At 65.8% G+C, this 21,040-nt stretch carries 20 protein-coding genes; 10 read left to right on the plus strand and 10 right to left on the minus strand.

From position 1 onward, the window contains the following. Position 1 precedes the first annotated feature (1 nt). Entirely contained in the window at positions 2-883 is an 882-nt protein-coding gene (locus tag F7R26_RS04145) for an anti-sigma factor family protein (RefSeq protein WP_150988434.1), read from the minus strand. Then, positions 870-1,568, minus strand: a complete 699-nt coding sequence (locus F7R26_RS04150; protein WP_150988437.1) for an RNA polymerase sigma factor — start codon at positions 1,566-1,568, stop codon at positions 870-872. The genes F7R26_RS04145 and F7R26_RS04150 overlap by 14 nt, the downstream gene beginning before the upstream one ends. A 240-nt stretch (positions 1,569-1,808) precedes the next feature. On the opposite strand from F7R26_RS04150, the gene F7R26_RS04155 reads away from it, so the two are divergent. Then, positions 1,809-2,690, plus strand: a complete 882-nt coding sequence (locus F7R26_RS04155; RefSeq protein WP_150988440.1) for a metallophosphoesterase family protein — start codon at positions 1,809-1,811, stop codon at positions 2,688-2,690. A gap of 65 nt (positions 2,691-2,755) precedes the next feature. Further along, positions 2,756-3,130 (plus strand): cupredoxin domain-containing protein, encoded by a 375-nt coding sequence (locus tag F7R26_RS04160; protein ID WP_043344319.1) that lies wholly within the window; start codon positions 2,756-2,758, stop codon positions 3,128-3,130. Positions 3,131-3,598: 468 nt separating this feature from the next. Here F7R26_RS04160 and F7R26_RS04165 read toward each other — a convergent pair whose 3' ends face one another. The 5 genes from F7R26_RS04165 to F7R26_RS04180 form a co-directional block, all read right to left on the minus strand. Beyond that, the gene (locus F7R26_RS04165) at positions 3,599-3,967 is read right to left on the minus strand and encodes a hypothetical protein (protein WP_150988445.1); all 369 of its coding nucleotides are present in this window, start codon (positions 3,965-3,967) and stop codon (positions 3,599-3,601) included. After that, positions 3,964-4,098, minus strand: a complete 135-nt coding sequence (locus F7R26_RS41685; protein ID WP_416351304.1) for a DUF6402 family protein — start codon at positions 4,096-4,098, stop codon at positions 3,964-3,966. Before F7R26_RS41685 ends, F7R26_RS04165 begins: the two co-directional genes overlap by 4 nt. 445 nt (positions 4,099-4,543) lie before the next feature. Further along, entirely contained in the window at positions 4,544-7,747 is a 3,204-nt protein-coding gene (locus F7R26_RS04170) for an efflux RND transporter permease subunit (RefSeq protein ID WP_150988448.1), read from the minus strand. Then, a complete protein-coding gene (locus F7R26_RS04175; protein ID WP_150988451.1) occupies positions 7,744-8,976 on the minus strand; it encodes an efflux RND transporter periplasmic adaptor subunit in 1,233 nt (410 codons plus the stop codon). Before F7R26_RS04175 ends, F7R26_RS04170 begins: the two co-directional genes overlap by 4 nt. An 88-nt stretch (positions 8,977-9,064) precedes the next feature. Continuing rightward, positions 9,065-10,513 (minus strand): efflux transporter outer membrane subunit, encoded by a 1,449-nt coding sequence (locus tag F7R26_RS04180; protein WP_416351305.1) that lies wholly within the window; start codon positions 10,511-10,513, stop codon positions 9,065-9,067. Positions 10,514-11,099: 586 nt separating this feature from the next. Between F7R26_RS04180 and F7R26_RS04185 the strand changes: the two genes are divergently transcribed. The 6 genes from F7R26_RS04185 (at position 11,100) to F7R26_RS04210 (ending at position 15,430) form a co-directional block, all read left to right on the plus strand. After that, entirely contained in the window at positions 11,100-11,387 is a 288-nt protein-coding gene (locus tag F7R26_RS04185) for a winged helix-turn-helix domain-containing protein (RefSeq protein WP_150988453.1), read from the plus strand. 123 nt (positions 11,388-11,510) lie between these two features. Beyond that, positions 11,511-12,119 (plus strand): 2OG-Fe(II) oxygenase, encoded by a 609-nt coding sequence (locus tag F7R26_RS04190; RefSeq protein ID WP_150988456.1) that lies wholly within the window; start codon positions 11,511-11,513, stop codon positions 12,117-12,119. Positions 12,120-12,185: 66 nt separating this feature from the next. After that, entirely contained in the window at positions 12,186-12,908 is a 723-nt protein-coding gene (locus F7R26_RS04195; protein WP_150988459.1) for a Crp/Fnr family transcriptional regulator, read from the plus strand. A 255-nt stretch (positions 12,909-13,163) separates the two neighbouring features. Beyond that, the gene (locus tag F7R26_RS04200; RefSeq protein ID WP_150988462.1) at positions 13,164-13,616 is read left to right on the plus strand and encodes a hypothetical protein; all 453 of its coding nucleotides are present in this window, start codon (positions 13,164-13,166) and stop codon (positions 13,614-13,616) included. Between the two features lie 582 nt (positions 13,617-14,198). Continuing rightward, entirely contained in the window at positions 14,199-14,414 is a 216-nt protein-coding gene (locus F7R26_RS04205; RefSeq protein ID WP_150988465.1) for a hypothetical protein, read from the plus strand. A 152-nt stretch (positions 14,415-14,566) separates the two neighbouring features. Next, positions 14,567-15,430 (plus strand): LysR family transcriptional regulator, encoded by an 864-nt coding sequence (locus tag F7R26_RS04210; RefSeq protein ID WP_150988468.1) that lies wholly within the window; start codon positions 14,567-14,569, stop codon positions 15,428-15,430. Here F7R26_RS04210 and F7R26_RS04215 read toward each other — a convergent pair. After that, complete coding sequence (locus F7R26_RS04215) at positions 15,427-16,431, minus strand: zinc-dependent alcohol dehydrogenase family protein (protein WP_150988471.1); 1,005 nt, start codon at positions 16,429-16,431, stop codon at positions 15,427-15,429. The genes F7R26_RS04210 and F7R26_RS04215 overlap by 4 nt on opposite strands. A gap of 529 nt (positions 16,432-16,960) precedes the next feature. Between F7R26_RS04215 and F7R26_RS04220 the strand changes: the two genes are divergently transcribed. Further along, positions 16,961-17,251, plus strand: coding sequence for a co-chaperone GroES (locus tag F7R26_RS04220; protein ID WP_150988474.1), 291 nt, complete (start codon positions 16,961-16,963; stop codon positions 17,249-17,251). Positions 17,252-17,291: 40 nt separating this feature from the next. Next, complete coding sequence (gene groL, locus F7R26_RS04225) at positions 17,292-18,935, plus strand: chaperonin GroEL (RefSeq protein WP_150988476.1); 1,644 nt, start codon at positions 17,292-17,294, stop codon at positions 18,933-18,935. 138 nt (positions 18,936-19,073) lie between these two features. On the opposite strand, the gene F7R26_RS04230 is transcribed toward groL, so the two are convergent. Then, a complete protein-coding gene (locus tag F7R26_RS04230; protein WP_150988479.1) occupies positions 19,074-19,862 on the minus strand; it encodes a metallophosphoesterase in 789 nt (262 codons plus the stop codon). A gap of 242 nt (positions 19,863-20,104) precedes the next feature. Continuing rightward, complete coding sequence (locus F7R26_RS04235; RefSeq protein ID WP_416047788.1) at positions 20,105-21,025, minus strand: type II secretion system F family protein; 921 nt, start codon at positions 21,023-21,025, stop codon at positions 20,105-20,107. Positions 21,026-21,040: the final 15 nt, after the last annotated feature.

Below are 21,040 nucleotides of genomic sequence, written 5' to 3' on the forward strand. Positions count from 1 at the left end.
CTCAGGGCGCGCGGTTGTCGCCGGCCGCGCGCCAGGCCTGCGTGAAGCGCAGCAGGTCGTCGGCCGAGGCATCGGTGATGGCCGCGTAGCGCATGCCGTCCGACTCCCAGATCGCCAGCTGGTAGCCTTGGCGCGCCTCGATCTGCGGCGGTGCCTGGCTGCGGCCGGGGCTGGCGGCTGGCTTGCTGTCCGGCTTGTCCGTCGTGCGCAATGGCAGCACGAACACATCGATGGGGTGCTGGTTGCGGCGGTAGACCAGCACCGCCACTGGCCGCCCATGCACGTAATCGAGCCGTCCGCCGACCAGCGGGAACCCTTGCGGCGCGAGTTCCCGTACCGACGGTGCATAGTCGATCCGGCCATTGAACCAGGGTTTGACGGTGTGGCGGTCCGACGAGGCGACATCGATCGTGTGCCCCGAGATCAGCGCGCGCACGTGGCTGCTAACCATCTCGCCTTCCACCGTCGGCCCGGAGCCATCGCTCAGCGCGTACTGGACCATGCCGATGCCCAGCGTCGCCACCGTCAGCGCGGCCATGGCGGCATTGGCGGCGGGACCCCATTCGAAATAGCGCCGCATCCGTTGCCACCATGCGCCACCGTTGCCGGAGGGCGCCGCCGCAGCGCTGGAGCCAGTCGCCTGTGGCGCTGGCGTGGCCTGGGCTGCGTCCAGCGCCGCTGTCACCCGCGCGCGCAGGGCCGGCCCCGCGCGGTGGTAAGGCGCATGCGCGCGCAACACCGCACGCAGTTCGCGCAGGTGGGCGAGTTGCGCGGTGCAGGCCGTGCATTGCGCCAGGTGCTGCTCAAGGCGCAAGGCGTCGCCCGCGCCGAGCTCACCGTCAGCACTGGCCTGCAGCAGCAGGCGGGCGTCATTGCAGTTCATGGCCTGTCTCCCCGGCAGGTTGCGCCGGCGTGGCGCGGATGGTGGTTGCCGCGGCGGCCCTGCCCGTTGCCGGTGCGGTGGACAGGGTGCCTGCGGCGCCAAGGTCGGCGCCGCCCTGGTTGCCGGCGCCGCGCGAGCCTTCCGCGCGCAAGGCGAGCACCGCCGCCGCCAGCAGCTTGCGCGCGCGTGCCAGCCGCGACATCACGGTGCCCAGCGGGATATCCGCAATGACGGCGATATCGCGATAGGGCAGATCCTCCAGTTCACGCAGCACCAGGACTTCCCGAAAGGCCAGCGGCAGGCGCTCCAGCGCCACATGCAGCAGCCGGACATCCTCGGCGCGCAACAGCCATTGCTCAGGGCTGTCGCCGTGGCCATCCTGCCAGCCGGGCAGCGGCTCGCCATCGAAATGCGCGTCGTCGTAGCCCGCGCTCTCGGCCTGGCCCGGCTGATGCCGCTTGCGCCAGGCGGTGAACCACGTGTTGCGCACGATCGCCAGCAGCCACGCGCGTGGCTGGTCGCCCCGGAAGCTGTCAAAAAAGCAGAAAGCCCGCAGGCAGGCTTCCTGCACCACGTCATCGGCCTCCACGGGGCTGCCCGATAGCCAGCGGGCCAGGTTGTAGGCGGCGTCGAGGTGCGGGAGCACCAGATCGTCGAAACGGCGGCGCTGGTCGGCAGCGTTCACGTCACTCCTTTGGCTCGGTGCCCGGGTTGGACGCATCGCGCGCCGTCCCCGTTCATTCCGTCTCTGCCGCGTATACCGGGGATGCATTGAGTTTATTCCCGAATCTCACTGCCACCACGTAAAAAAAACTTCGCCGGCAACGGGAATAAACACGCCGGCGCGCCGGTATGACAGGCAGGTCCCCAGCAACCTGATCAATCCGATCAATCCGATCAATCCGATCAACAGATGGAGCTCAATATGCAGCGAGCATGGAAGCGGCGCGATTTTCTCGGGCTTGCCGCGTGCGCCGGCGGCGCGGTGTTTGTGTCGGCATTGCCCGGATGGGCCGCCGGACGCGACGAAGCGTTCTATTTTGTCCAACTCTCGGACGCGCACTGGGGGTTCCAGGGCCCCCCCAATCCCGACGCGCGCGGGACCTTGCCCAAGGCGGTGGCGGCGGTCAACGCACTAGCCGAGCCGCCGGATTTCCTGATGTTCACCGGCGACCTTACCCACACCACCGATGACCCCGCCGAGCGCCGCAGGCGCATGCGCGAGTTCCAGTCGATCATCGCCGCGCTCAAGGTGCCGGTCGTGCACCTGATGCCGGGCGAGCACGACGCCAGCCTGGACCAGGGCGAGGCCTACCGCGAACTGTTCGGGCCCACGCACTATGTGTTCGACCACAAGGGCGTGCACTTCATCGTGCTGGACAACGTGTCCGATCCTGCCGGGCGGGTGGGCGCGGCGCAGCTCGACTGGCTCGCCGCGGATCTTGCGCAGCAGCCGCAGTCGGCGCGCATCGTGGTGTTCACGCACCGTCCGCTGTTCGATCTGTATCCGCAGTGGGACTGGGCCACCCGGGACGGCGCGCAGGTCATCGAGCGGCTGATGCCGCATCCCAACGTGACAGTGTTCTATGGGCACATCCACCAGGAGCATCACCACATGACCGGGCATATCGCGCACCATGCGGCGCGCTCGCTGATGTTCCCGTTGCCGGCGGCGGGGTCGCAGCCGCAGCGCTTGCCGGTGCCGTGGGATCCGGCGCAGCCCTATCGGGGATTGGGCTGGCGGGAAGTGGAAGCGGGCAGGGCATCGGGGGATTTCGGGATCGAGGAGAAGCCTGTCAATGGTTGAGCGGATCGTGCCACGCCGCTTTGAGCTGCTTTGGGTTGCTTTGAACTCGCTATCAGGAGTTGGTCATGTCAGTCATCGGACGGGAAGGAATCAGCCGCAGGCGAGCGCTGTGCTGCTTGCTGGCGCTGGCGGGTGGGACGCCGCTGCTGCGCAGCGCGGCCGCCGCGCCAAGGGTGATCAAGGTGCATGCGCGCAAGTTTGTCTTTACGCCGAACCGGATTGCGCTGCGGGTCGGGGAGCCGGTGGTGTTCGAGCTGACCGCGCAGGATGTGATCATGGGGTTTAGCGTGCCGGATCTCGGCATTCGGGAGGATTTGCCGCCCGGCAAGGTGGTGCGGGTTTCGGCTTTGCCTAAGGCGGCTGGCAGCTTTGGGTTCTTGTGCGATATTTTTTGTGGGTCCGGGCATGAGACGATGAATGGGGTGATTGAGGTGAGTTAGGTTGTTGCGACTGCGGCTGCGACTGCGGCTGCGGTTGCGGCTGCGACTGCGACTGCAACTGCAGCTGCAGCTGCAACTGCAACTGCAGTTTCACCGCCCCTGCGGGGCGGCGACCTACTTTCTTGTCTTGCCAAGAAAGTAGGCAAAGAAGGCGCGCCGGATGGGGCGACTACCCCCTCGGGCTTCGGCGAAAAGAGCGGCCGGGACCCAAACTCGCATCGCCTTAAGGCGATACTCAGACATGGGTCCCTCTTTTCCGCTCTTTTCACCGAAGCCCGAGGCGCCCCATACGGCCTAGGTGAACCTTGACGGCTCGCTTCGCATCGCCGTGGGTGATTCCCGCCCTTTCGGGCGGGAATCACGGCTACACCAGTTGGTTGATCTTGTCGTTGGTTGGCTCTGTGTTTACCTTAGTGTGAGGGCTACCACCGCCGGTGATTGGGTAAATGCTATGTGCGTGGTTGGCCTTCACGGCAGCACGGCGCGCAGGCGATCCAAGCGGGACGGCGGCAAGGCAATCGAATCACCATCTGATGCCTCGATGCCGTAGTAGACAGCCTTGCCGTTCAGGTCCCAGTCAAGAATCTTTTCGTCTGCTGTATAGGTGCGCTCGGCGAGCACGGTGTCCTCGCCGTTTCGAAAAATCCGTAGACGCACTGTGACAAGTCCCTTCCAGTAGTCAATGACGCATTGCTCCGCGACATAGGTGCTGTTGTCCGACTCGTGACGGGTGCAGTGGTTGGCGGTCGCTCGCAATCTCGCATTTTGTATGTAGCAGACAAGAAGAACGAGTAGCACGACATAGATAGTCCAGCGCATTATTCTGGTGACTCTCATATCTCAAACTCCATCACAATCGGACGATCCAACTTGATAATCCTCCTGTTGGAAAACAGCAGCAGGTCACCGCCTTGTTTGTGTTCTGCCTGCCATTTCCTGAAGTCTTTGTTCTGTACCGGGTGGAACACATTGCCTTTCGTTAGTCGTCCGTTCCCTGCTATCGGATGCAACAACCAGTCATCGCCCCGTTTGGTAGCCAGTTCAACATTGAGCCGAAAACCGCATAGGGAATCAATCAGACAAATCCGAATTCATCCTCGACGCTTGCAAATTCTTGCAATCGACAGAAGCGTCGGAGTGCGGGAGCGTGGTGTAGCAACGAGAGAGGCCCCCGGCATCGCACGAACACCGAGAGGCAAACCAGCCTTTTCCGAGTCGCCGAAAGTCAGCGGTGCTTGACACACGGTTGCACTCAGCCGCGCACGTAAACGCCGATAAAACAATCGCTTGGTTGGCGGTTTACCTTATGAAGGTTCGATTTTCCGGGTTCCCGTCCCCGCTTGCGGGAAAGGGGGGCGGGGCCGGGGGAGAGGGCAGGCGCTTGCAAGAACCGGGGGTCGCATTGACCGGCCCTCAGTCTCCTTCCCCGGCAGCCAGCACGCGCTGGCGCTCGCGTTCGCCCTGCGCGCTGCTCGCGTGCTCACGTCCCTCGCGCCGGGCCTGCCGCCGTTCCTTGCGGTTCACATACCAATAGTGCGCGCGATCCAGGTAGAGATACACCACGGGCGTGGTGAACAGCGTCAGCGCTTGCGACAGCACCAGCCCGCCCACCATCGCAAAGCCCAATGGCCGCCGCAACTCGGAGCCAGCGCCATGCCCGAGCATCAGCGGCAGTCCGGACAACAGCGCGCACATGGTGGTCATCATGATCGGCCGGAATCGCAGCAGGCACGCCTGGTAGATGGCTTCCTCCGGTTTCATGCCGTGGTCGCGCTCGGCGGTGAGCGCGAAGTCGACCATCATGATGCCGTTTTTCTTGACGATGCCGATCAGCAGGATGATGCCGATCAGCGCGATCACGCTGAGGTCATAGCCGCCGGCCAGCAGGATCAGCAGCGCGCCCACGCCGGCGGAAGGCAGGGTGGAGAGGATGGTGAGCGGATGGATGTAGCTTTCGTACAGCAGCCCCAGCACGATATACACGGCGATCAGCGCGGCGGCGATCAGGTAGGGCTGGGAGGCAAGCGAGGCGCCAAAGGCCTGTGCCGTGCCCTGGAACGAGCCGGAGAGCGTCTGCGGGCGTCCCATGCCGGACAGCGTGCTGTTGATGGCCTTGACGGCGTCACCCAGTGCCACGCCCTTGGCCAGGTTGAACGAAATCGTGACGGCGGGGAACTGCCCCTGGTGGCTGATTGACAGGTAGGCGGTGCTGTCGGTGTCGATCTTGACGAAGGTGGACAGCGGCACTTGCTCGCCGGTCAGCGGCGAGGTCACGTACAGCTTGCTGAACAAGCGCGGGTCGTCCTGCAGCGCTGGCGTGGCTTCCAGGATCACGTGGTAGCTGTTGATCTGGGTGAAGTACTGCGCGACCTGGCGCTGCCCGATCGCGTCGTACAGCGTGGAGTCGATCAGCGCCGGCGTGATGCCGAAGCTCGAGGCGCGCGCGCGGTCGATGGACAGGCGCGCGGCGGCGGCGGCGTTCTGCTGGTCGGACGCCACGTCGGCGAGCTGGGGCAGGGCGCGCAGGCGCTCCAGGATGCGCGGCGCCCACTGGTTGAGCTCATCCAGGTTGGAGTCCATCAGCGTGTACTGGTATTGCGTGCGCGACAGCCGCCCGCCCACGTTGATGTCCTGCCCGGCCTGCAGGAACAGGTTGGCGCCCTGCACCTGCGCCAGCTTGGGCCGCAGCCGCGCGATCACTTCGTCGGCGCTGGCGGTGCGGCCCTCGTCCTTGGGTTTCAGGCTGATGAAGAAGTTGCCTGTGTTGAGCGTATTCTGCCCGCCGGTCATGCCCACCGCGGCGACATCGGGGTCGGCGCGCACGATATCGGCAAGCTGCACCATGCGCGCGTTCATCGACTTGAACGAGGCGTCCTGCGCGGACTCGGCGATGCCAAACATGAAGCCGGTGTCCTGCTGCGGGAAGAAGCCCTTGGGTATGTAGATGAACAGCGCCACCGTGGTGGCGACCGTGGCGATGAACACGCACAGGGTGAAGAACTGGTGGCGCATCACCACGTCCAGCCCGCGCTTGTAGCTCGCCAGCATGGCGTCGAAGCCGTGCTCGAACCACTGGTAGATGCGGCCGTGATGATGGCCGCGCGGCGGGGTCAGGTAGCGCGAGCACAGCATCGGCGTGAGCGTCAGCGAGACCAGCACCGATACCACGATGGTGAGCGTGACGGTCACGGCGAACTCGCGGAACAGCCGCCCCACGATGCCGCCCATCAGCAGCAGCGGGATGAACACCGCCACCAGCGAGACCGAGATCGACACGATGGTGAAGCTGATTTCCGCGGCGCCCTTGAGCGCGGCGTCCATCGGCGCCATGCCGTCTTCGACGTGGCGATAAATGTTCTCCAGCATCACGATGGCATCGTCCACCACGAACCCCACCGCGATGGTGAGTGCCATCAGCGACAGGTTGTCGCGGCTGTAGCCCAGCAGGTACATGCCGCCGGCGGTGCCCATCAGCGCCAGCGGCACGGTCACGCTCGGAATCACCGTGGCGGCCACGTTGCGCAGGAACACGAAGATGATCATCACCACCAGCGCGATGGTGAGCACCAGCGTGAACTCCACATCGGCCACCGAGGCGCGGATGGTCTGGGTGCGGTCGGCCAGCGTGTTGACGTTGACGGTGGGGGGGATCGCGGCCTGCAGGTGCGGCAGCGCGGCGCGGATGCGGTCCACCGTCTCGATCACGTTGGCGCCCGGCTGCTTGGTGATGGCCAGGATGATGGCGCGCCCGTTGTGGAAGGTGTTGTCCGCCGGCGCGGCGGCGCCGGCAAAGCCCCAGCCCGCCAGCTTGGCGTTTTCGGGCCCGTCCACCGCCACGCCGACATCGCGCACGCGCACCGGCGCGCCGTTGCGGTAGGCCAGCACCATGTCGTTCCACGCTGCCGCCTTGGTGACCTGGTCGTTGGTGTAGACGTTGAAGGCCTTGGTGGCGCCATCGGTGCTGCCGGTGGGCTGGTTCACCGTGGTGGCGGCAATCACGCCGCGCAGGTCCTCCAGGCTCATGCCCATGGCCGAGAGTTTCTGCGGATCTACCTGGATGCGCACCGACGGCTTTTGCTGGCCGCCAATATTGACCAGCCCGACGCCGGAGATCTGCGAGATCTGCTGCGCCAGCACATTGTCGGCGAAGTCGTTGACCTCGGTCAGCGGCAACGTGTCGGACTGCACCGCCAGCACCAGGATCGGCGAGTCGGCCGGGTTGATCTTGCGGAAGGTCGGGGGCGTGGGGAGGTTGCCGGGCAATTGCCCGCTGGCGGCATTGATGGCGGCCTGCACGTCCACGGCGGCGGCATCGATGCTGCGGTTGAGGTCGAACTGCAGCGTGATCTGGGCGTTGCCCTGCGCGCTGGTCGACGTCATTTGCGTAAGCCCGCCGATCAGCGAGAACTGGCGCTCCAGCGGCTGGGCCACGTTTGACGCCATGGTCTCCGGGCTGGCGCCGGGCAAGTTCGCCGACACCTGGATGGTGGGGAAATCCACCTGCGGCAGCGGTGCGATAGGCAGCAGCGGCCATGCGGCCACGCCGACCAGCAGCACGGCCAGGGCCAGTAGCGAGGTGCCGATCGGGCGCTTGATGAAGATCGCGGAAATGCTCATGGCCGTGCGTTCCCGGCGCGGTTGGCCGGGGCACCGGCGGCTGGCGCGGAGGCGGGCGCTGCGCCGGCATCCGCGATGGTGGTGGCCGCGGCCGTCTCGTTGACGCGAGTGCCGGGCTTGAGCTTGTACTGCCCGTCCACCACGACCCGCTCGTCGACCGCCAGCCCCTTAGCCACGACGGCCTTGGCGTCCTGGGTCTCCGCCACCTCGATCGCGCGGGACGCAACCGTATGGTCCGCCTGCACCACATAGACATAGGTGCCGCTCTGGCCGCGTTGTACGGCGGCGGCAGGGATGGTCAGCGCCTGGTTGCGCTCGCCGAGCACCAGCCGCGCATTGACGTACTGGCCTGGCCACAGCGTGTGCGACGGATTGGGAAAGCGCCCTTTCAGCTGGATGGTGCCGGAGGTGGTGTCGATGGTGTTATTGAGCAGGATCAGCTTGCCTTGTCCCAGCAACTGGCCGCTGGCGCGTTCGCTGGCCTGCACCACGAGCGGCGCGCCGCTGGCCTGCATGGCGCCGTTGATGCGCTGGAATTCGCCGTCGGGCAGCGTGAACACCACGTCGATGGGGTCGATCTGGCGGATCACCACCAGGCCGTTGGCGTCGGCGGCGTGGACGATATTGCCCGGGTCGACCAGGCGCGCGCCAACGCGCCCGGACAGCGGCGCGGTGATGGTGGTGTAGTCGAGCTGCACGCGGGCAACGTTGACCAGCGCTTCGTCGGTCTTCACCGCGGCGGCCAGTTGCGCCACCTGCGCGCGCTGGGTATCCAGCGTCTGCTGCGTGGTGGCGTTTTCCTTGATGAGGCCCTCGTAGCGCTGCAGGTCGAGGCGCGCATTGGCGAGCTGCGCTTCGTCACGCGCCTTTTGCGCCATGGCCTGCTGCAGCTGCGCCTGGAACGTGCGCGGGTCGATCTGCGCCAGCAACTGCCCGGCCTTGACGTCCTGGCCTTCGACAAAGCCGACGCGGTCGAGCTGGCCGTCCACGCGTGGCTTGACCGTCACCGTGGCCATGGCCTGCACCGTGCCGACGCCGGACAGGCCGATCGGCACGTCTTCGCGCTTGACCTGCGCGCTGGTTACCGAGACAGCCGGCGCCGGCGGCGCCGCCCGGCGCGGCGCCACCATGCGCTTGAGCGGGCCGACTGCGAACCACACCACGGCTGCCAGCGTGAGCACGGCCAGGCCGATCAGGACGGGATTGCGGCGGGAGGACTGAGTCGCCATGGATTGCCTTGGAAGTGGTGTGCCGATGTGGATCGGGCTATCGGGGAATTGGGGGATCCGGGGATCCGGGGATCCGGGGATCAAGAGATCACGGTTGCGCCAGCGCATCGCTTTGCCAGCCGCCGCCGATCGCCTTGACCAGCGCCACGCTGGCGGCAAGCTCCCGGCCACGCAACTGGATCGCGGTCCGTTCGTTAGACAAGGAAAGGGCCTGTGCCGTTACCACCGAGAGGTAGGAAGCCGTGCCAGCGCGGTATTGCGCCAGGCTCACGCGCTCGGCCACGCGGGCGGCGTCCACCGCCTGGTCCTGCACCACCACTTCCTGGTCGAGCACGCGCAGCGCCGAGAGGTTGTCTTCCACCTCCTGCATGCCGCTGAGCACGGTTTGCCGGTACGCCGCCACCGCCCCGTCGTAGGCCGCCACGGCCTGGTCGTTTTGCGCGTTGCGCAACCCGCCGTCGAAGATGGTGCCGGCCAGCGCCGCGCCCAGCGACCACACCCGGCCGGGCGGCCCGAACCAGTTGGCCAGGCTGCCGCTGCTGGCGCCGCCCACCGCGGAGAGCACCAGCGACGGGAAGTACGCAGCGCGCGCCACGCCGATATTGGCATTGGCCGCCGCCATGCGGCGCTCGGCCGCCGAGATGTCGGGGCGGCGCTCGAGCAGCGCTGAAGGCAGCCCCGGCGGCACCGCCAGCGGGCGCATCGAAAATGCCTCTGGCGCCAGCGTGAACTCGGCTGGGGCGCGCCCCAGCAGCACGGCGATGGCATGCTCCAGCTGGTTGCGCTGCACGTCCAGGTCGATCGCCTGCGCTTGCGCCGCATTCAGCGTGACCTGCGCCAGCGCCACGTCGGCCGAGGTAGCCACGCCTGCGCGGAACTGGCTCTGGGTCAGTTTGAGCGATTCTTCATACGCGGCCAGGGTGCGGGCATACAGCGCCTTGAGCACATCGGTGACACGCAACTGGATATAGTCCTGCACCAGCTCGCCCTGGATCGTCAGGCGCGCGGCGGCAAGGTCGGCGGCACTGGCCTGCGCGTTGTCGCGGGCCGCTTCGATGCTGCGTCGCACCTGGCCCCACAGGTCGATCTCCCAGCTGGCATCGAGGTTGGCCACATGGGTGTTGGACACCGCCTGAATGCCCAGCGTGTTGGTGCGCGCACGCCCCACGCCCACGCCGGCGCCGAGCGTGGGAAACAAGGCGGAGCGCGCCGCCTGCGCCAGCGCGCGGGATTGCCGGTACTGGGCCTCGGCCTGGCGCAGGCTCTGGTTGGCTGCATTGGCTTGCCCCACCAGCTCATTCAGGCGGGCATCGTCGAAGCCCACCCACCAGGCCTGGGTCAGATCCACCGGGCGAGGCTCGGCGATCTTCCATTGATGATCGTCCGGCACGGCCTCGCGATACGCGGCGGGGGTCTCGACCGGGGCGCGCTGATAGTCCGGCCCGACCGCGCAGCCACCCATCCAGGCAGACACCAGGGCGAGGCAGAGCAGGCGCGGCGAGAGCAAACGCGCGGCGTTCATGAAGGCGAGAAGCAAGCGATAGTCATGACAGACTTTTGTGGGGCAATGCCGTTGTTTGTCGTTTCCTGCCCGGGCTGCCGGGTTGGTTTCCGCACGTATGCACGCCGGGCGCGCGGCGTCGCGCAGGCGGCTCATATGGCAAGGATAGTGCGGCGCGGGAATGTGTGAAACGCGCTGCGCATTACTGAATATTTCAGTTGCTTACGCCGGTGCGGTGGGTGACCCGATGGTTTGCGCCGGCAAGTGGAGCGCGTCATACATCCGCGGATGCGGCATCCGGCGGGCGCGCGTGCCTGTTACGGTATCTTGCAGGGGGTGGATGCGGCGTTGTGCGGCGCGTCAAAGGGCGAGTGAACGCCAGCGCCGCAGTGCGCACCCCGGCGCCGCGTGAGCCGCCACGGGCGGGCTGCCGCAGCCTGTTGTAATCTTGTGTAATTGTGCGCCAGCGAGCCCCGGCGGGTTGCATTTGCTGCGCCTGCCGCGTAGAAAGTAGGTGTCAGGCGGTCGCGGCGGAAGGGCTGCGGCAATTCGTACGGCCGGCCGACGCATATCGACGCATATAACGACATGACATCTGGACGACGAGCGGGAAGGCGTGGCCATGGAGACCGATCAAGAAAGCACCCTGACGTACGCGCTGCTGACAGTGCCAGCGCGTGCCGCCATCTGCCGCGCGCTGCTGGAGGCGGGCGAAGCTGGCATGCCGGCGTTCGACCTGGCTGGCGTCGCCGGGCTGAGCCTGCCGCGCGCCAGCCACCATTTCAATGAACTGATGCAGGCCGATGTGCTGGCCCTGGTCGTGCGCGACCGGCAGGTGATCTATGTGCTCAAGGCCCGCCGCGCGGTGAGCCTGGCGCTGGAGTATCTCGACAGCAGCGGGTTGTTGTAGGCCGCCGGCCGGCATGGCTGCCGCGCCGGGGCTGTTAAAATGCGCGCCTGCGCGCCAAGGGCCTCCTGTTGTCCGGGTGGCCCTTTTCGTTTTGACGGTTCCCCAGCAAGAAATCTCCCACCCATGTCAGCCCTGGAACGTTTGTTTGTTGCCCTGGAAGAGCACGGTTGGGCAGTGTCCGACGACCTCATCGACACCACGCTGGCGGCGCGGCTGCATGCCGAGAGCCGCGCGGCGTGGGAGGCCGGCCTGTTCCATCCGGCCCGCATCGGGCGGGGCGAAGCCACCGCCCGCGACGCGGGCATTCGCGGCGATTCGATCCTGTGGCTCGACGACGCGCCCGCCGGCGCGGCCAGGGCGGATTTCCAGGCCTGGGCCGCGGGCTTGCGCGAGGCCTTGAACGAGCGCTACTTCCTGGGCTTGAAGCGTGAGGAATTCCACTTCTCGCACTATCCGGTCGGCACCGCCTACAAGAAGCACGTGGACCAGCATCGCGCGACCCTGCATCGCAAGATTTCGCTGGTGCTCTACCTCAATCCTGAATGGAGCGAGCGTGATGGCGGCGAACTTGCGCTCTACGGGCAGGACGACGGCGCCACCGAGTTGCACCGCGTGCTGCCGCAGCGCGCGCGGCTGGCCGTGTTTCGCAGCGACCTCGTTCCGCATGAAGTATTGCCCTGCCACAAGACGCGCTGGGCACTCACCGGCTGGTTCCGTACCGATCAGGCCTGAACCTCCTGAACCCCCTGAGCCGCCTGAGCGGCATCAGCAGCGTAACCAGCAACCCGGGGAAAAGGCATGAGCACACGACCGCAGCCGCACGAAGACGACACCGCCGCTGGACAGTTTTCGGCCGAGCTCGAAGCACTGCTCCGGTCGCATGCCATGCGGCGGCAACTGGTCAAGGGTGAGGTGCTGTTTACCTACGGCTCCAACCCGGACGCGCTCTTCTGCGTCGAGCGCGGCGCCATCAAGGTCAGCAGCACGGCGCAGAACGGGCGCGAGGCCGTGGTCAGCCTGTTGGAGCCCGGTCAGTGGTTCGGGGAGGTCTCGCTCTTCATCGACGCACATCGCGTGTACGACACGCGCGCCGCACAGGCTAGCGAACTGTTGGTGATTCCCGCCGCCACCTTCCATGCGCTTGTCGCGCGCGAGCCGCGCTGGCTGATGGAGTTCACGCAACTGATCTGCCGGCGCTACCGCAGCGCACTGGAGTGGATCGACGAGGTGATCCTGATGCCGTTCCCGGTGCGGCTGGCGCGGCGCCTGCTTGCCGTCGAGCATGCGCACGCGCTGTCCACCCGTGGCATGCCGGGTGTGCGGGCATCCGGCGCTCCCGCCGCGCTCAAGCTCTCCCAGGAAGACCTGGGCCATATGCTTGGCGTGTCCCGCCAGAGCGTCAACCGGCAGCTCAAGGACTGGGAGAAGCAGGGCGTGCTGCGCCTGGAATACGGGCGCCTGACGTTATCCGACAAGGCGGCGCTGCAGGCCATCGCCAGCGAGTCCGCGCCTGGCACGTAGCGTGGCAGCTTGCGCTTCGTCGCAAGAATGAAATAACCGGCGGCTATGATCGTGGCGGGGCCGGCGGATACTTCTCCCTTCGCGGGGATGGCAGGTTTTTTGACGAAATCCGTGTCTGCATGGCCCCGTCCCGCTTGACGGCGATGGCTGCTTCCTGCCTTTCCTCCTTTTGTCCCTTTCGCGCCGCCGGCGAAAATCAACGATATTAACGATATATACTGTTTTGATACCACTGCGATCAAAACAGGAGGATGCATGGCAACGGTTTCGAATGGGCGCACGCGTGCGCCCGCGCCCGCCGCGGCGCAGAAAAAGGCAGCCGCCGCAGTGAAGCCGCCGGTCACGCACGCCGGTAAGGCGCAGAGGGCAGGCAAGGCGGCCAAGGCTGAAGCGGTCAAGACCGTGCCTGCCGCACCGAAGGTCGGGAAAGCAGAGAAGGTTGAGAAGGCACAGAAGCCTGCCAAGGCCAAGGTCGTGCGCGACAGCTTCACCATGCCGGAGTGGGACTATGCCAAGCTGGCGGAACTTAAGCGGCGCTGCCTGAACGGCGGCGCGCACGTGAAGAAGAGCGAGTTGCTACGCGCCGGGCTCAAGATGCTGGAGTCGCTGCCGGAGCGGCAGTTGCTGGCCGTTGTGGCCCAGGTCGAGACCGTCAAGACGGGCCGGCCCGCCAAGCGCAAGGCGCGCGACGCGGCTTCCGGGCAGTAAAGCCGCGGCGTACATTGCGTGGCACCAGGATGGATTCCGTCCAGGTGCGCGCCGTATTTTGCGGGTTTCATGAATAGTTGATGACAGCCTCAACCATCCGCCGATTCGGTCGTTAAGATGGGCAGGGCTTACCAATCCTGAAGCCGGACCGACCAGGCGCTGCCTTGCCGGTCCGCCGCTTTTCAAAGCCTTCACCGTTTCTTGCCGGCGCCATCGTCATCCGCAGAATGAGTCTCTTCAGGCCATCTTTCTGGTGCCCGTTTTCCGTGTTCGCCGTCGTCACGGTGCCGCTGGCCGAGCCACCGCGGGAACGGCCTCCGGGCGATACGTCCGCGCGCCGTGAAGCGAATCCCGATGCGCGGCGAGACCTCCTCACGGTGCCCACGCCTGCGGTCCGCTAGCCTGGCCGCAGCTGCCCTGGCGAGGCATCGTTTCGTTGCGCCGCAAGGCAACTCATGGCCCGCTATCTATCTGGAAAAGGCTCGCAAAGCGCCTATAATCATGGTGCATTGCACCAATTTTCCTGTTGCCATCCTGCTGTGCCGGATGGAACCATGCCCCCTGTCAACCTGAGGTAAATCCATGTCGCCGTGTGAGCGATGCAAGCGCCAGGCCGGCAGGCCAGGACACCTGCCGCCGCACGAGGATCTTGTGGCCGCGCGCGCCAATGCGCGGGTCCGGGACGGCGCCGCCTATGCCTACCGCTGCCGCCAGTGCGGCTGCACGCTGGTGCTGCGCAGTCCCAGCCGGGAAGTGCCTGACTACTGGGCCTTGGAGGGGCGGGCGCCTTCCGCCTGACGTTGACGGGATGCCGGCCCGCCGCAGGCGAACGCGCTATTGTTGCCGCCACACTGGCGTGCCATCATCGCGCAGCCGCCTGCGACTTGCCTGGCTGCGCCGAATCCGACATCTCCCAAACATAACGTCAGCTACGTCAGCAAATTCCCCGGATGGATTGGAGCGATATCAAGATCTTCCTGGCGATCGCCCGCGCCGGCACCCTGGGCGGCGCCGCGCGCGCGATCGGGCAGACGCAGCCGACCATGGGCCGCAGGCTGAAGGCGCTGGAGGATGCCGTCGGGCATGCCTTGTTCCAGCGCACCAGCGACGGTTATGTGCTGACCGATGAAGGGGCTGCCGTGCTCGCCCACGCGGAGCGTATCGAGGCAGAGGCGATTGCTTTCGAGCGCCAGCTGTCCGGCCAGGCACGGGAACTGGACGGCATGCTGCGGATATCGTCGTCCGACTGGTTTGGCGTGCACATGCTGACGCCGGTGATCGCGGATTTTATCCGCGCCCATCCACGCGTCGCGGTGGAACTGGTCACCGATGCGCGCTTGCTCAGCCTGGCACGACGCGAGGCGGACCTGGTCTTTCGCATCCGCGCGTTCGACGAGGCCGATATCGTGCAGCGCAAGCTGATGCACATGGACTACGCGCTCTACTCGGCGCCCGGCGTGGCACCGCCGCGCGCGGGTGATGGCGAGGGCCATGCCCTGCTGACGCTGGATGCGGGCTTCGCGGATTTGCCCGACGTGGCCTGGATGCGCAAGCTGCTGCCGAACGCCCGGGTGGCATTCGGCAGCAACAGCCGCGAGGCGCAGGCCAAGCTGTGCGCGGCCGGCGCGGGGCTGGCTGTTCTGCCCTGCGCGCTGGCCGAGCGCCTGGGCGGGCTGCAGGCCATCGACATGGGCGAGGCGCCACCGGGGCGCGACGTCTGGGTGGGCTATCACCGCGACCTGCGCCGCCTGGGGCGGCTGCGCGCCTTCCTGGATGCGACCATCGAGCGCCTGGGCAATCGCGCAGACGCTTAATTCCCGGCAATCTCCACCACTAGCTTGCCCTTGGCTGTGCCCGTCTCGATGGCGCGATGCGCGTCGATGGCGCTGCCGAGCGTGAAGTGCCGCGCGTCGAGCCGCACGCAGAGCTTGCCCGCATCGGCCAGCCGCGCCGCTTCGCGCAGGATCTCGCCGTGGTGCGCGCGGCCCTTGCCGGTGAGCAATGGCAGCAGCGTGAATACGCCCGAATACGTGGCCGCGCGAAACGATAGCGGCGCCAGCGCGTGCACGCCCCAGCCCAGGCAGCTCACCACATGGCCGCCATAGGTGCGCGCCGCGAGGAACGAATCGTCCAGCACCGTGCCGCCCACCGTGTCGTAGACCACGTCGAAGCCCTCGCCCGCGGTGTATTGGTCGACATACTGCGCGACCGATGTCGTGGCGTGGTCGATCGCGGTGGCGCCATAGCCTTCGATGATCGCCTTCTGCGCGGCCGAGCCCGTGGCATACACCTGCGCCCCGAGCGCGCGGGCGATCTGCACCGCGATATGCCCCACGCCGCCGGCGCCGCCATGCACCAGCACCTTCTGGCCAGGCTGCACGCGCGCGCGGTCGACCAGGCCTTCCCACGCGGTGATGAACACCAGCGGCAATGCGGCGGCTTCGCGCATCGACAGCGCGGCGGGCTTGCGCGCGAGCAGGTCGGCATCGACTGCCGCGTACTGCGCTAGCGATCCTTGCAGGCCGCCCACGCCACCGGTCATGCCATAGACCTCGTCGCCGGGCGCGAAAGCCGTCACGCCCGCGCCCACGGCTTCGACCACGCCGGCCAGGTCCAGTCCAAGCACGGCGGGCAAGGGGTGGCGGGCGTGCCCCGCCTGGCCGGCGCGGATCTTGGTGTCGAGCGGGTTGACGCCGCTGGCCAGGATGCGCACCAGCACCTGGCCGGGGCCGGCCACTGGCCTGGGAAGCTGGACGGCCGTGAACGGCGCGCCCGCGGATTCGACGATGAGGGCCTGCATGGCGGCTTGGGACATGATGCGCTCCGGATAAGTTGGCGATGAACTAGCGAAGGGGTGGCGAAGGGTTGGTGTGACCATTCTTGGCCAGGCCGGCGCGCTCGTAAATCAACGCTTCTGTACTCTTGCCATGCAGTTTTGAATGGGCTGGCTTCTTGTTATGTCGCCGTGGACGTGGGTGACGTTGAGGATAGCGCAGCCGGCGAACGTGCCGCCGGCAACACCACGGGTGGCATGTGGCGATCCGCCGCCGAGGCATTGGGTTAGTGATCCATGGGCAACTTTTCTTTCGGCGAAATCTGCCCGAATTCCAGTGGGACGCGAATAAAGATCCCGCCGCGCGGCCAGGCCCCATCACGATTTTCACAATTTCAGGGTAAACACGTATCAAGTCGTCGACTTGAAAACGCTATCCCCCGTCCCTATAATTAGCACTCGCTGGGGACGAGTGCTAACAGACCTCTCCCAGCGTACTAATTCTGCTGGCCGTCAGTGCTGGCGGTCATTTTTGTGAACCTGAAATCACTTTTTGTACCAAGGAGTCCGTATGAATCTGCGTCCTTTGCACGACCGCGTGATCGTGAAGCGTCTGGACAATGAAACCAAGACCGCTTCCGGCATCGTGATTCCCGACAACGCTGCCGAAAAGCCTGATCAAGGTGAAGTGCTCGCCGTGGGCCCCGGCAAGAAGGACGACAAGGGCGTTTCGATCGTCCTCGACGTCAAGGTGGGTGACCGCGTGCTGTTCGGCAAGTATGCCGGCCAGGCCGTGAAGGTGGATGGCCAGGAACTGCTGGTCATGCGCGAAGAAGACATCATGGCCGTGGTGAACAAGTAATCCACGCACCCCATTCGTACAGATTTAGGAGATTCAGAACATGGCAGCTAAAGACGTAGTATTCGGCGATGCCGCCCGTGCCAAGATGGTCGAAGGCGTGAATATTCTCGCCAACGCAGTCAAGGTTACCCTGGGCCCCAAGGGTCGTAACGTGGTGCTGGAGCGCAGCTTCGGCGGCCCGACCGTGACCAAGGACGGCGTGTCCGTGGCCAAGGAAATCGAGCTGAAGGACAAGCTGCAGAACATGGGCGCGCAAATGGTCAAGGAAGTGGCTTCCAAGACCAGCGACAACGCCGGTGACGGTACCACCACCGCAACCGTGCTGGCCCAGTCGATCGTGCGCGAAGGCATGAAGTATGTTGCCGCCGGCATGAACCCGATGGACCTGAAGCGCGGCATCGACAAGGCTGTGGTGAACGCGGTTGAAGAGCTGAAGAAGCTGACCAAGACCACCACCACCAGCAAGGAAATCGCGCAAGTCGGCTCGATCTCCGCCAACAGCGACGAAGTGATCGGCAAGCTGATCGCTGAAGCGATGGACAAGGTCGGCAAGGAAGGCGTGATCACCGTGGAAGACGGCAAGTCGCTGGCCGACGAGCTGGAAGTCGTGGAAGGCATGCAGTTCGACCGCGGCTACCTGTCGCCGTACTTCATCAACAACCCGGAAAAGCAAGTTGTCGCCCTCGACAACCCGTTCGTCCTGCTGTTCGACAAGAAGATCTCGAACATCCGCGACCTGCTGCCGGTGCTGGAACAAGTGGCAAAGTCGGGCCGCCCGCTGCTGATCATCGCTGAAGACGTCGAAGGCGAAGCCCTGGCGACCCTGGTGGTGAACAACATCCGTGGCATCCTGAAGACCGCCGCTGTCAAGGCTCCGGGCTTCGGCGACCGCCGCAAGGCCATGCTGGAAGACATCGCCATCCTGACCGGCGGTGCAGTGATCGCTGAAGAAATCGGCCTGACGCTGGAAAAGGCAACCCTGCAAGAACTGGGTCAAGCCAAGCGCATCGAAATCGGCAAGGAAAACACCATCATCATCGACGGCGCCGGCGACGCAGCCTCGATCGAAGCACGCGTGAAGCAAATCCGTGCCCAGATCGAAGAAGCGACCTCGGACTACGACCGTGAAAAGCTGCAAGAACGCGTGGCCAAGCTGGCCGGCGGCGTTGCAGTGATCAAGGTTGGCGCAGCCACCGAAGTCGAAATGAAGGAAAAGAAGGCACGTGTGGAAGATGCACTGCACGCAACCCGTGCAGCCGTGGAAGAAGGCATTGTCCCCGGCGGCGGTGTGGCCCTGCTGCGCGCTCGTGCTGCCATCGCTAACCTGACCGGCGACAATGCTGACCAGAACGCTGGCATCAAGATCGTGCTGCGCGCCATGGAAGAGCCGCTGCGCCAGATCGTGCTGAACGCTGGCGAAGAAGCTTCGGTCGTCGTGGCCAAGGTCATCGAAGGCAAGGGCAACTACGGCTACAACGCCGCCACCGGCGAGTACGGTGACCTGGTGGAAATGGGCGTGCTGGACCCGACCAAGGTGACCCGCACCGCGCTGCAGAACGCTGCTTCGGTCGCTTCGCTGATGCTGACCACGGATTGCGCCGTGGCAGAACTGCCGAAGGATGAGTCGGCTCCGGCAATGCCGGGCGGCATGGGGGGCATGGGCGGCATGGACGGCATGATGTAAATCTGCCGGCCTGCCAAACGGCAGCCTGCTGTACCCGCATTACCCATAGTAGCAAAAACCCCCGCTGGCGCGAGCCGGCGGGGGTTTTTGTTTATGGGGCGACAGTACCGGCCGAAGGGGCGCCGTCGCGGGAAAGGCTTACAGCTCCACCGTGTAGCACCAGTCGAAGGCCGGATTCTCCGGTTCGCCGGTCTTGCGGCGGATATAGCCGCGCGGGTTGCACACCACGCGTGCGTTCTCAAGGCGGTAATCGAAGCCGGTATGCGTATGGCCGTGCACCCACAGGTCGGCCTGCGCAACCAGGTCCGGCCTGCGCGAGATAAAGCCGGCGGAAACCAGGTCGTGGGAGAAGCGCGGGTCGAGGCTGCCGAGATCTGGCGCATGGTGGGTCACCACCACCGTCTTGCCGGCAAAGGGCGCGGCGAGCTGCGCCGCCAGCCAGGCGCTGGCCGCTTCGTGCCGCGCCAGCGCGTCGGCCGTGGTGAAGCGGCGCCGCTGGCCGTCGCCATCCGCCACCTCGATCAGGCGGTGGTCCACCATCACGCCAGCGCAAGCCAGCATCGACTCCTCGCGCCGGCCGGTGCCAAACAGCGCGTAGTCGGTCCACCAGGTGGTGCCGATCACGCGCACCGGCTCGCCTGCCAGGTTGTCAAAACAAGCCACCGCGTCATTGAGCACGCGCACATGCGGCGCCGCCCCGGCAGCCTCCGCCATCTCCGCGTCCACTTGCTCGAAGGCGCTCTCGTAGTACTCGTGATTACCCGGCACATAGACCACCGGCCCCGAAAAGGTGCGCGCGGCCCAGTCGACGCCGGCACGGCCATTGGCGATATCGCCGGCCAGCACCACCAGGTCGGCGGGGCAGTCGGGTATCGCCGCCGGTATGTCGTGTTCGAGGTGCAGATCGCTGAGGATGCGGATCTTCATGGGGTCTCCATGCGAAATGCCGACGCGCCGACGGCAAGGGGCCTGCCTGTATTCTTCATGCGAGCGAAGACCTGGTCAAGCGTCATGGGCGCGTCGCGCCGTTCACCTCCCGCCGGCGGGCATACTGGCTATTAGTGCCACCAGCAAAAATGCCCGGACAAAGTCCGGGCAAGACTGGCTCCCTGGCATTGCACCGGGAGACAATCGAGGGAGCGACGTTCAGTCAGGCGAGGCTAGCTAACTCACTGGCCGGACATGGTCGGCAGCAAGACCCGATAAATCTGGATGAATGCGGGTCCAAGCAACACCAGCAGCAGTGTCGGGAAGATCATGAAGATCAAGGGGAACAGTAGTTTCAGCGCAATCTTCGCGGCCTGTTCCTCAGCACGCATGCGGCGCTTGGTTCGCAGCATGTCGGACAGCACCCGCAGCGACTCCCCCAGGCTCGTGCCGAAGCGATCGGCCTGGTTCAGCATGGATGCGAATTTGTCCACGTCATCCACACCGGTGCGCAGCGCCAGGTTGGTCAGCGCCTTGTCCTTGGCGAAGCCAGAGCGCAGTTCCAGCAGCATCAATTGCAGCTCGTCGGCCAGCACCGGGCAGCGCAGCGCAAGTTCATCCGCCACGCGCATCAGCGCCGCGTCGAGCCCGAGCCCGGCCTCCACGCAAACCGTGAGCAGATCAATCACGTCCGGAAACTCCTCGAACACCGCGCGCTTGCGGTTATCCACCTTGCGCGATAGCACGGCATTGGGCAGGTAGTAGCCAATCGCACCTAGTACTGCCAGGAGCGCCACGGTCTTGTACTGCCCCTGGAACGCCGGCATGCCGCTCACCGCTACCAACGCCAGCATGGGAAGCCCGATGGCCAGCACCGTCTTGGCGGCGAAGTAGAGATGCGGCGCAGCGCTGCTGCGCCAGCCGGCGTTCATGAAGCGCACGCGCATCTGCGAGCCTTCCCAACCCTCCTTGGGCAACGACAGGCGGGACACGGGCCTGGCCCACCGCACCAGGTTGTCGAGCCAGGCATTGTCCTGCCCCGTGCCGGCTCCCGTGGCCGTACCGACTATCTGCCCCAGCCTCTCGCGTGCCCGGCTTGGCGTGAATGTCAGCAGCAGACCGAACACCGCGCCGAACGCCGCCACGAAAATGAGAACCAGCATCAGGACCTGCTCTGT

The sequence above is a fragment of the Cupriavidus basilensis genome (assembly GCF_008801925.2).
Lineage (GTDB): Bacteria > Pseudomonadota > Gammaproteobacteria > Burkholderiales > Burkholderiaceae > Cupriavidus > Cupriavidus basilensis.

Bases quoted from the DNA above. Each gene is read 5' to 3' on its own strand.
- F7R26_RS04165 (WP_150988445.1), bottom strand. From the start codon at position 3,967: ATGAGAGTCACCAGAATAATGCGCTGGACTATCTATGTCGTGCTACTC.
- F7R26_RS04160 (WP_043344319.1), top strand. From the start codon at position 2,756: ATGTCAGTCATCGGACGGGAAGGAATCAGCCGCAGGCGAGCGCTGTGC.
- F7R26_RS04175 (WP_150988451.1), bottom strand. From the start codon at position 8,976: ATGGCGACTCAGTCCTCCCGCCGCAATCCCGTCCTGATCGGCCTGGCC.
- F7R26_RS04195 (WP_150988459.1), top strand. From the start codon at position 12,186: ATGAGCACACGACCGCAGCCGCACGAAGACGACACCGCCGCTGGACAG.
- F7R26_RS04170 (WP_150988448.1), bottom strand. From the start codon at position 7,747: ATGAGCATTTCCGCGATCTTCATCAAGCGCCCGATCGGCACCTCGCTA.
- F7R26_RS04210 (WP_150988468.1), top strand. From the start codon at position 14,567: ATGGATTGGAGCGATATCAAGATCTTCCTGGCGATCGCCCGCGCCGGC.
- F7R26_RS04220 (WP_150988474.1), top strand. From the start codon at position 16,961: ATGAATCTGCGTCCTTTGCACGACCGCGTGATCGTGAAGCGTCTGGAC.
- F7R26_RS04235 (WP_416047788.1), bottom strand. From the start codon at position 21,025: ATGCTGGTTCTCATTTTCGTGGCGGCGTTCGGCGCGGTGTTCGGTCTG.
- F7R26_RS04230 (WP_150988479.1), bottom strand. From the start codon at position 19,862: ATGAAGATCCGCATCCTCAGCGATCTGCACCTCGAACACGACATACCG.
- F7R26_RS04200 (WP_150988462.1), top strand. From the start codon at position 13,164: ATGGCAACGGTTTCGAATGGGCGCACGCGTGCGCCCGCGCCCGCCGCG.
- F7R26_RS04215 (WP_150988471.1), bottom strand. From the start codon at position 16,431: ATGTCCCAAGCCGCCATGCAGGCCCTCATCGTCGAATCCGCGGGCGCG.
- F7R26_RS04185 (WP_150988453.1), top strand. From the start codon at position 11,100: ATGGAGACCGATCAAGAAAGCACCCTGACGTACGCGCTGCTGACAGTG.
- F7R26_RS04145 (WP_150988434.1), bottom strand. From the start codon at position 883: ATGAACTGCAATGACGCCCGCCTGCTGCTGCAGGCCAGTGCTGACGGT.
- groL (WP_150988476.1), top strand. From the start codon at position 17,292: ATGGCAGCTAAAGACGTAGTATTCGGCGATGCCGCCCGTGCCAAGATG.
- F7R26_RS04190 (WP_150988456.1), top strand. From the start codon at position 11,511: ATGTCAGCCCTGGAACGTTTGTTTGTTGCCCTGGAAGAGCACGGTTGG.
- F7R26_RS04205 (WP_150988465.1), top strand. From the start codon at position 14,199: ATGTCGCCGTGTGAGCGATGCAAGCGCCAGGCCGGCAGGCCAGGACAC.
- F7R26_RS04155 (WP_150988440.1), top strand. From the start codon at position 1,809: ATGCAGCGAGCATGGAAGCGGCGCGATTTTCTCGGGCTTGCCGCGTGC.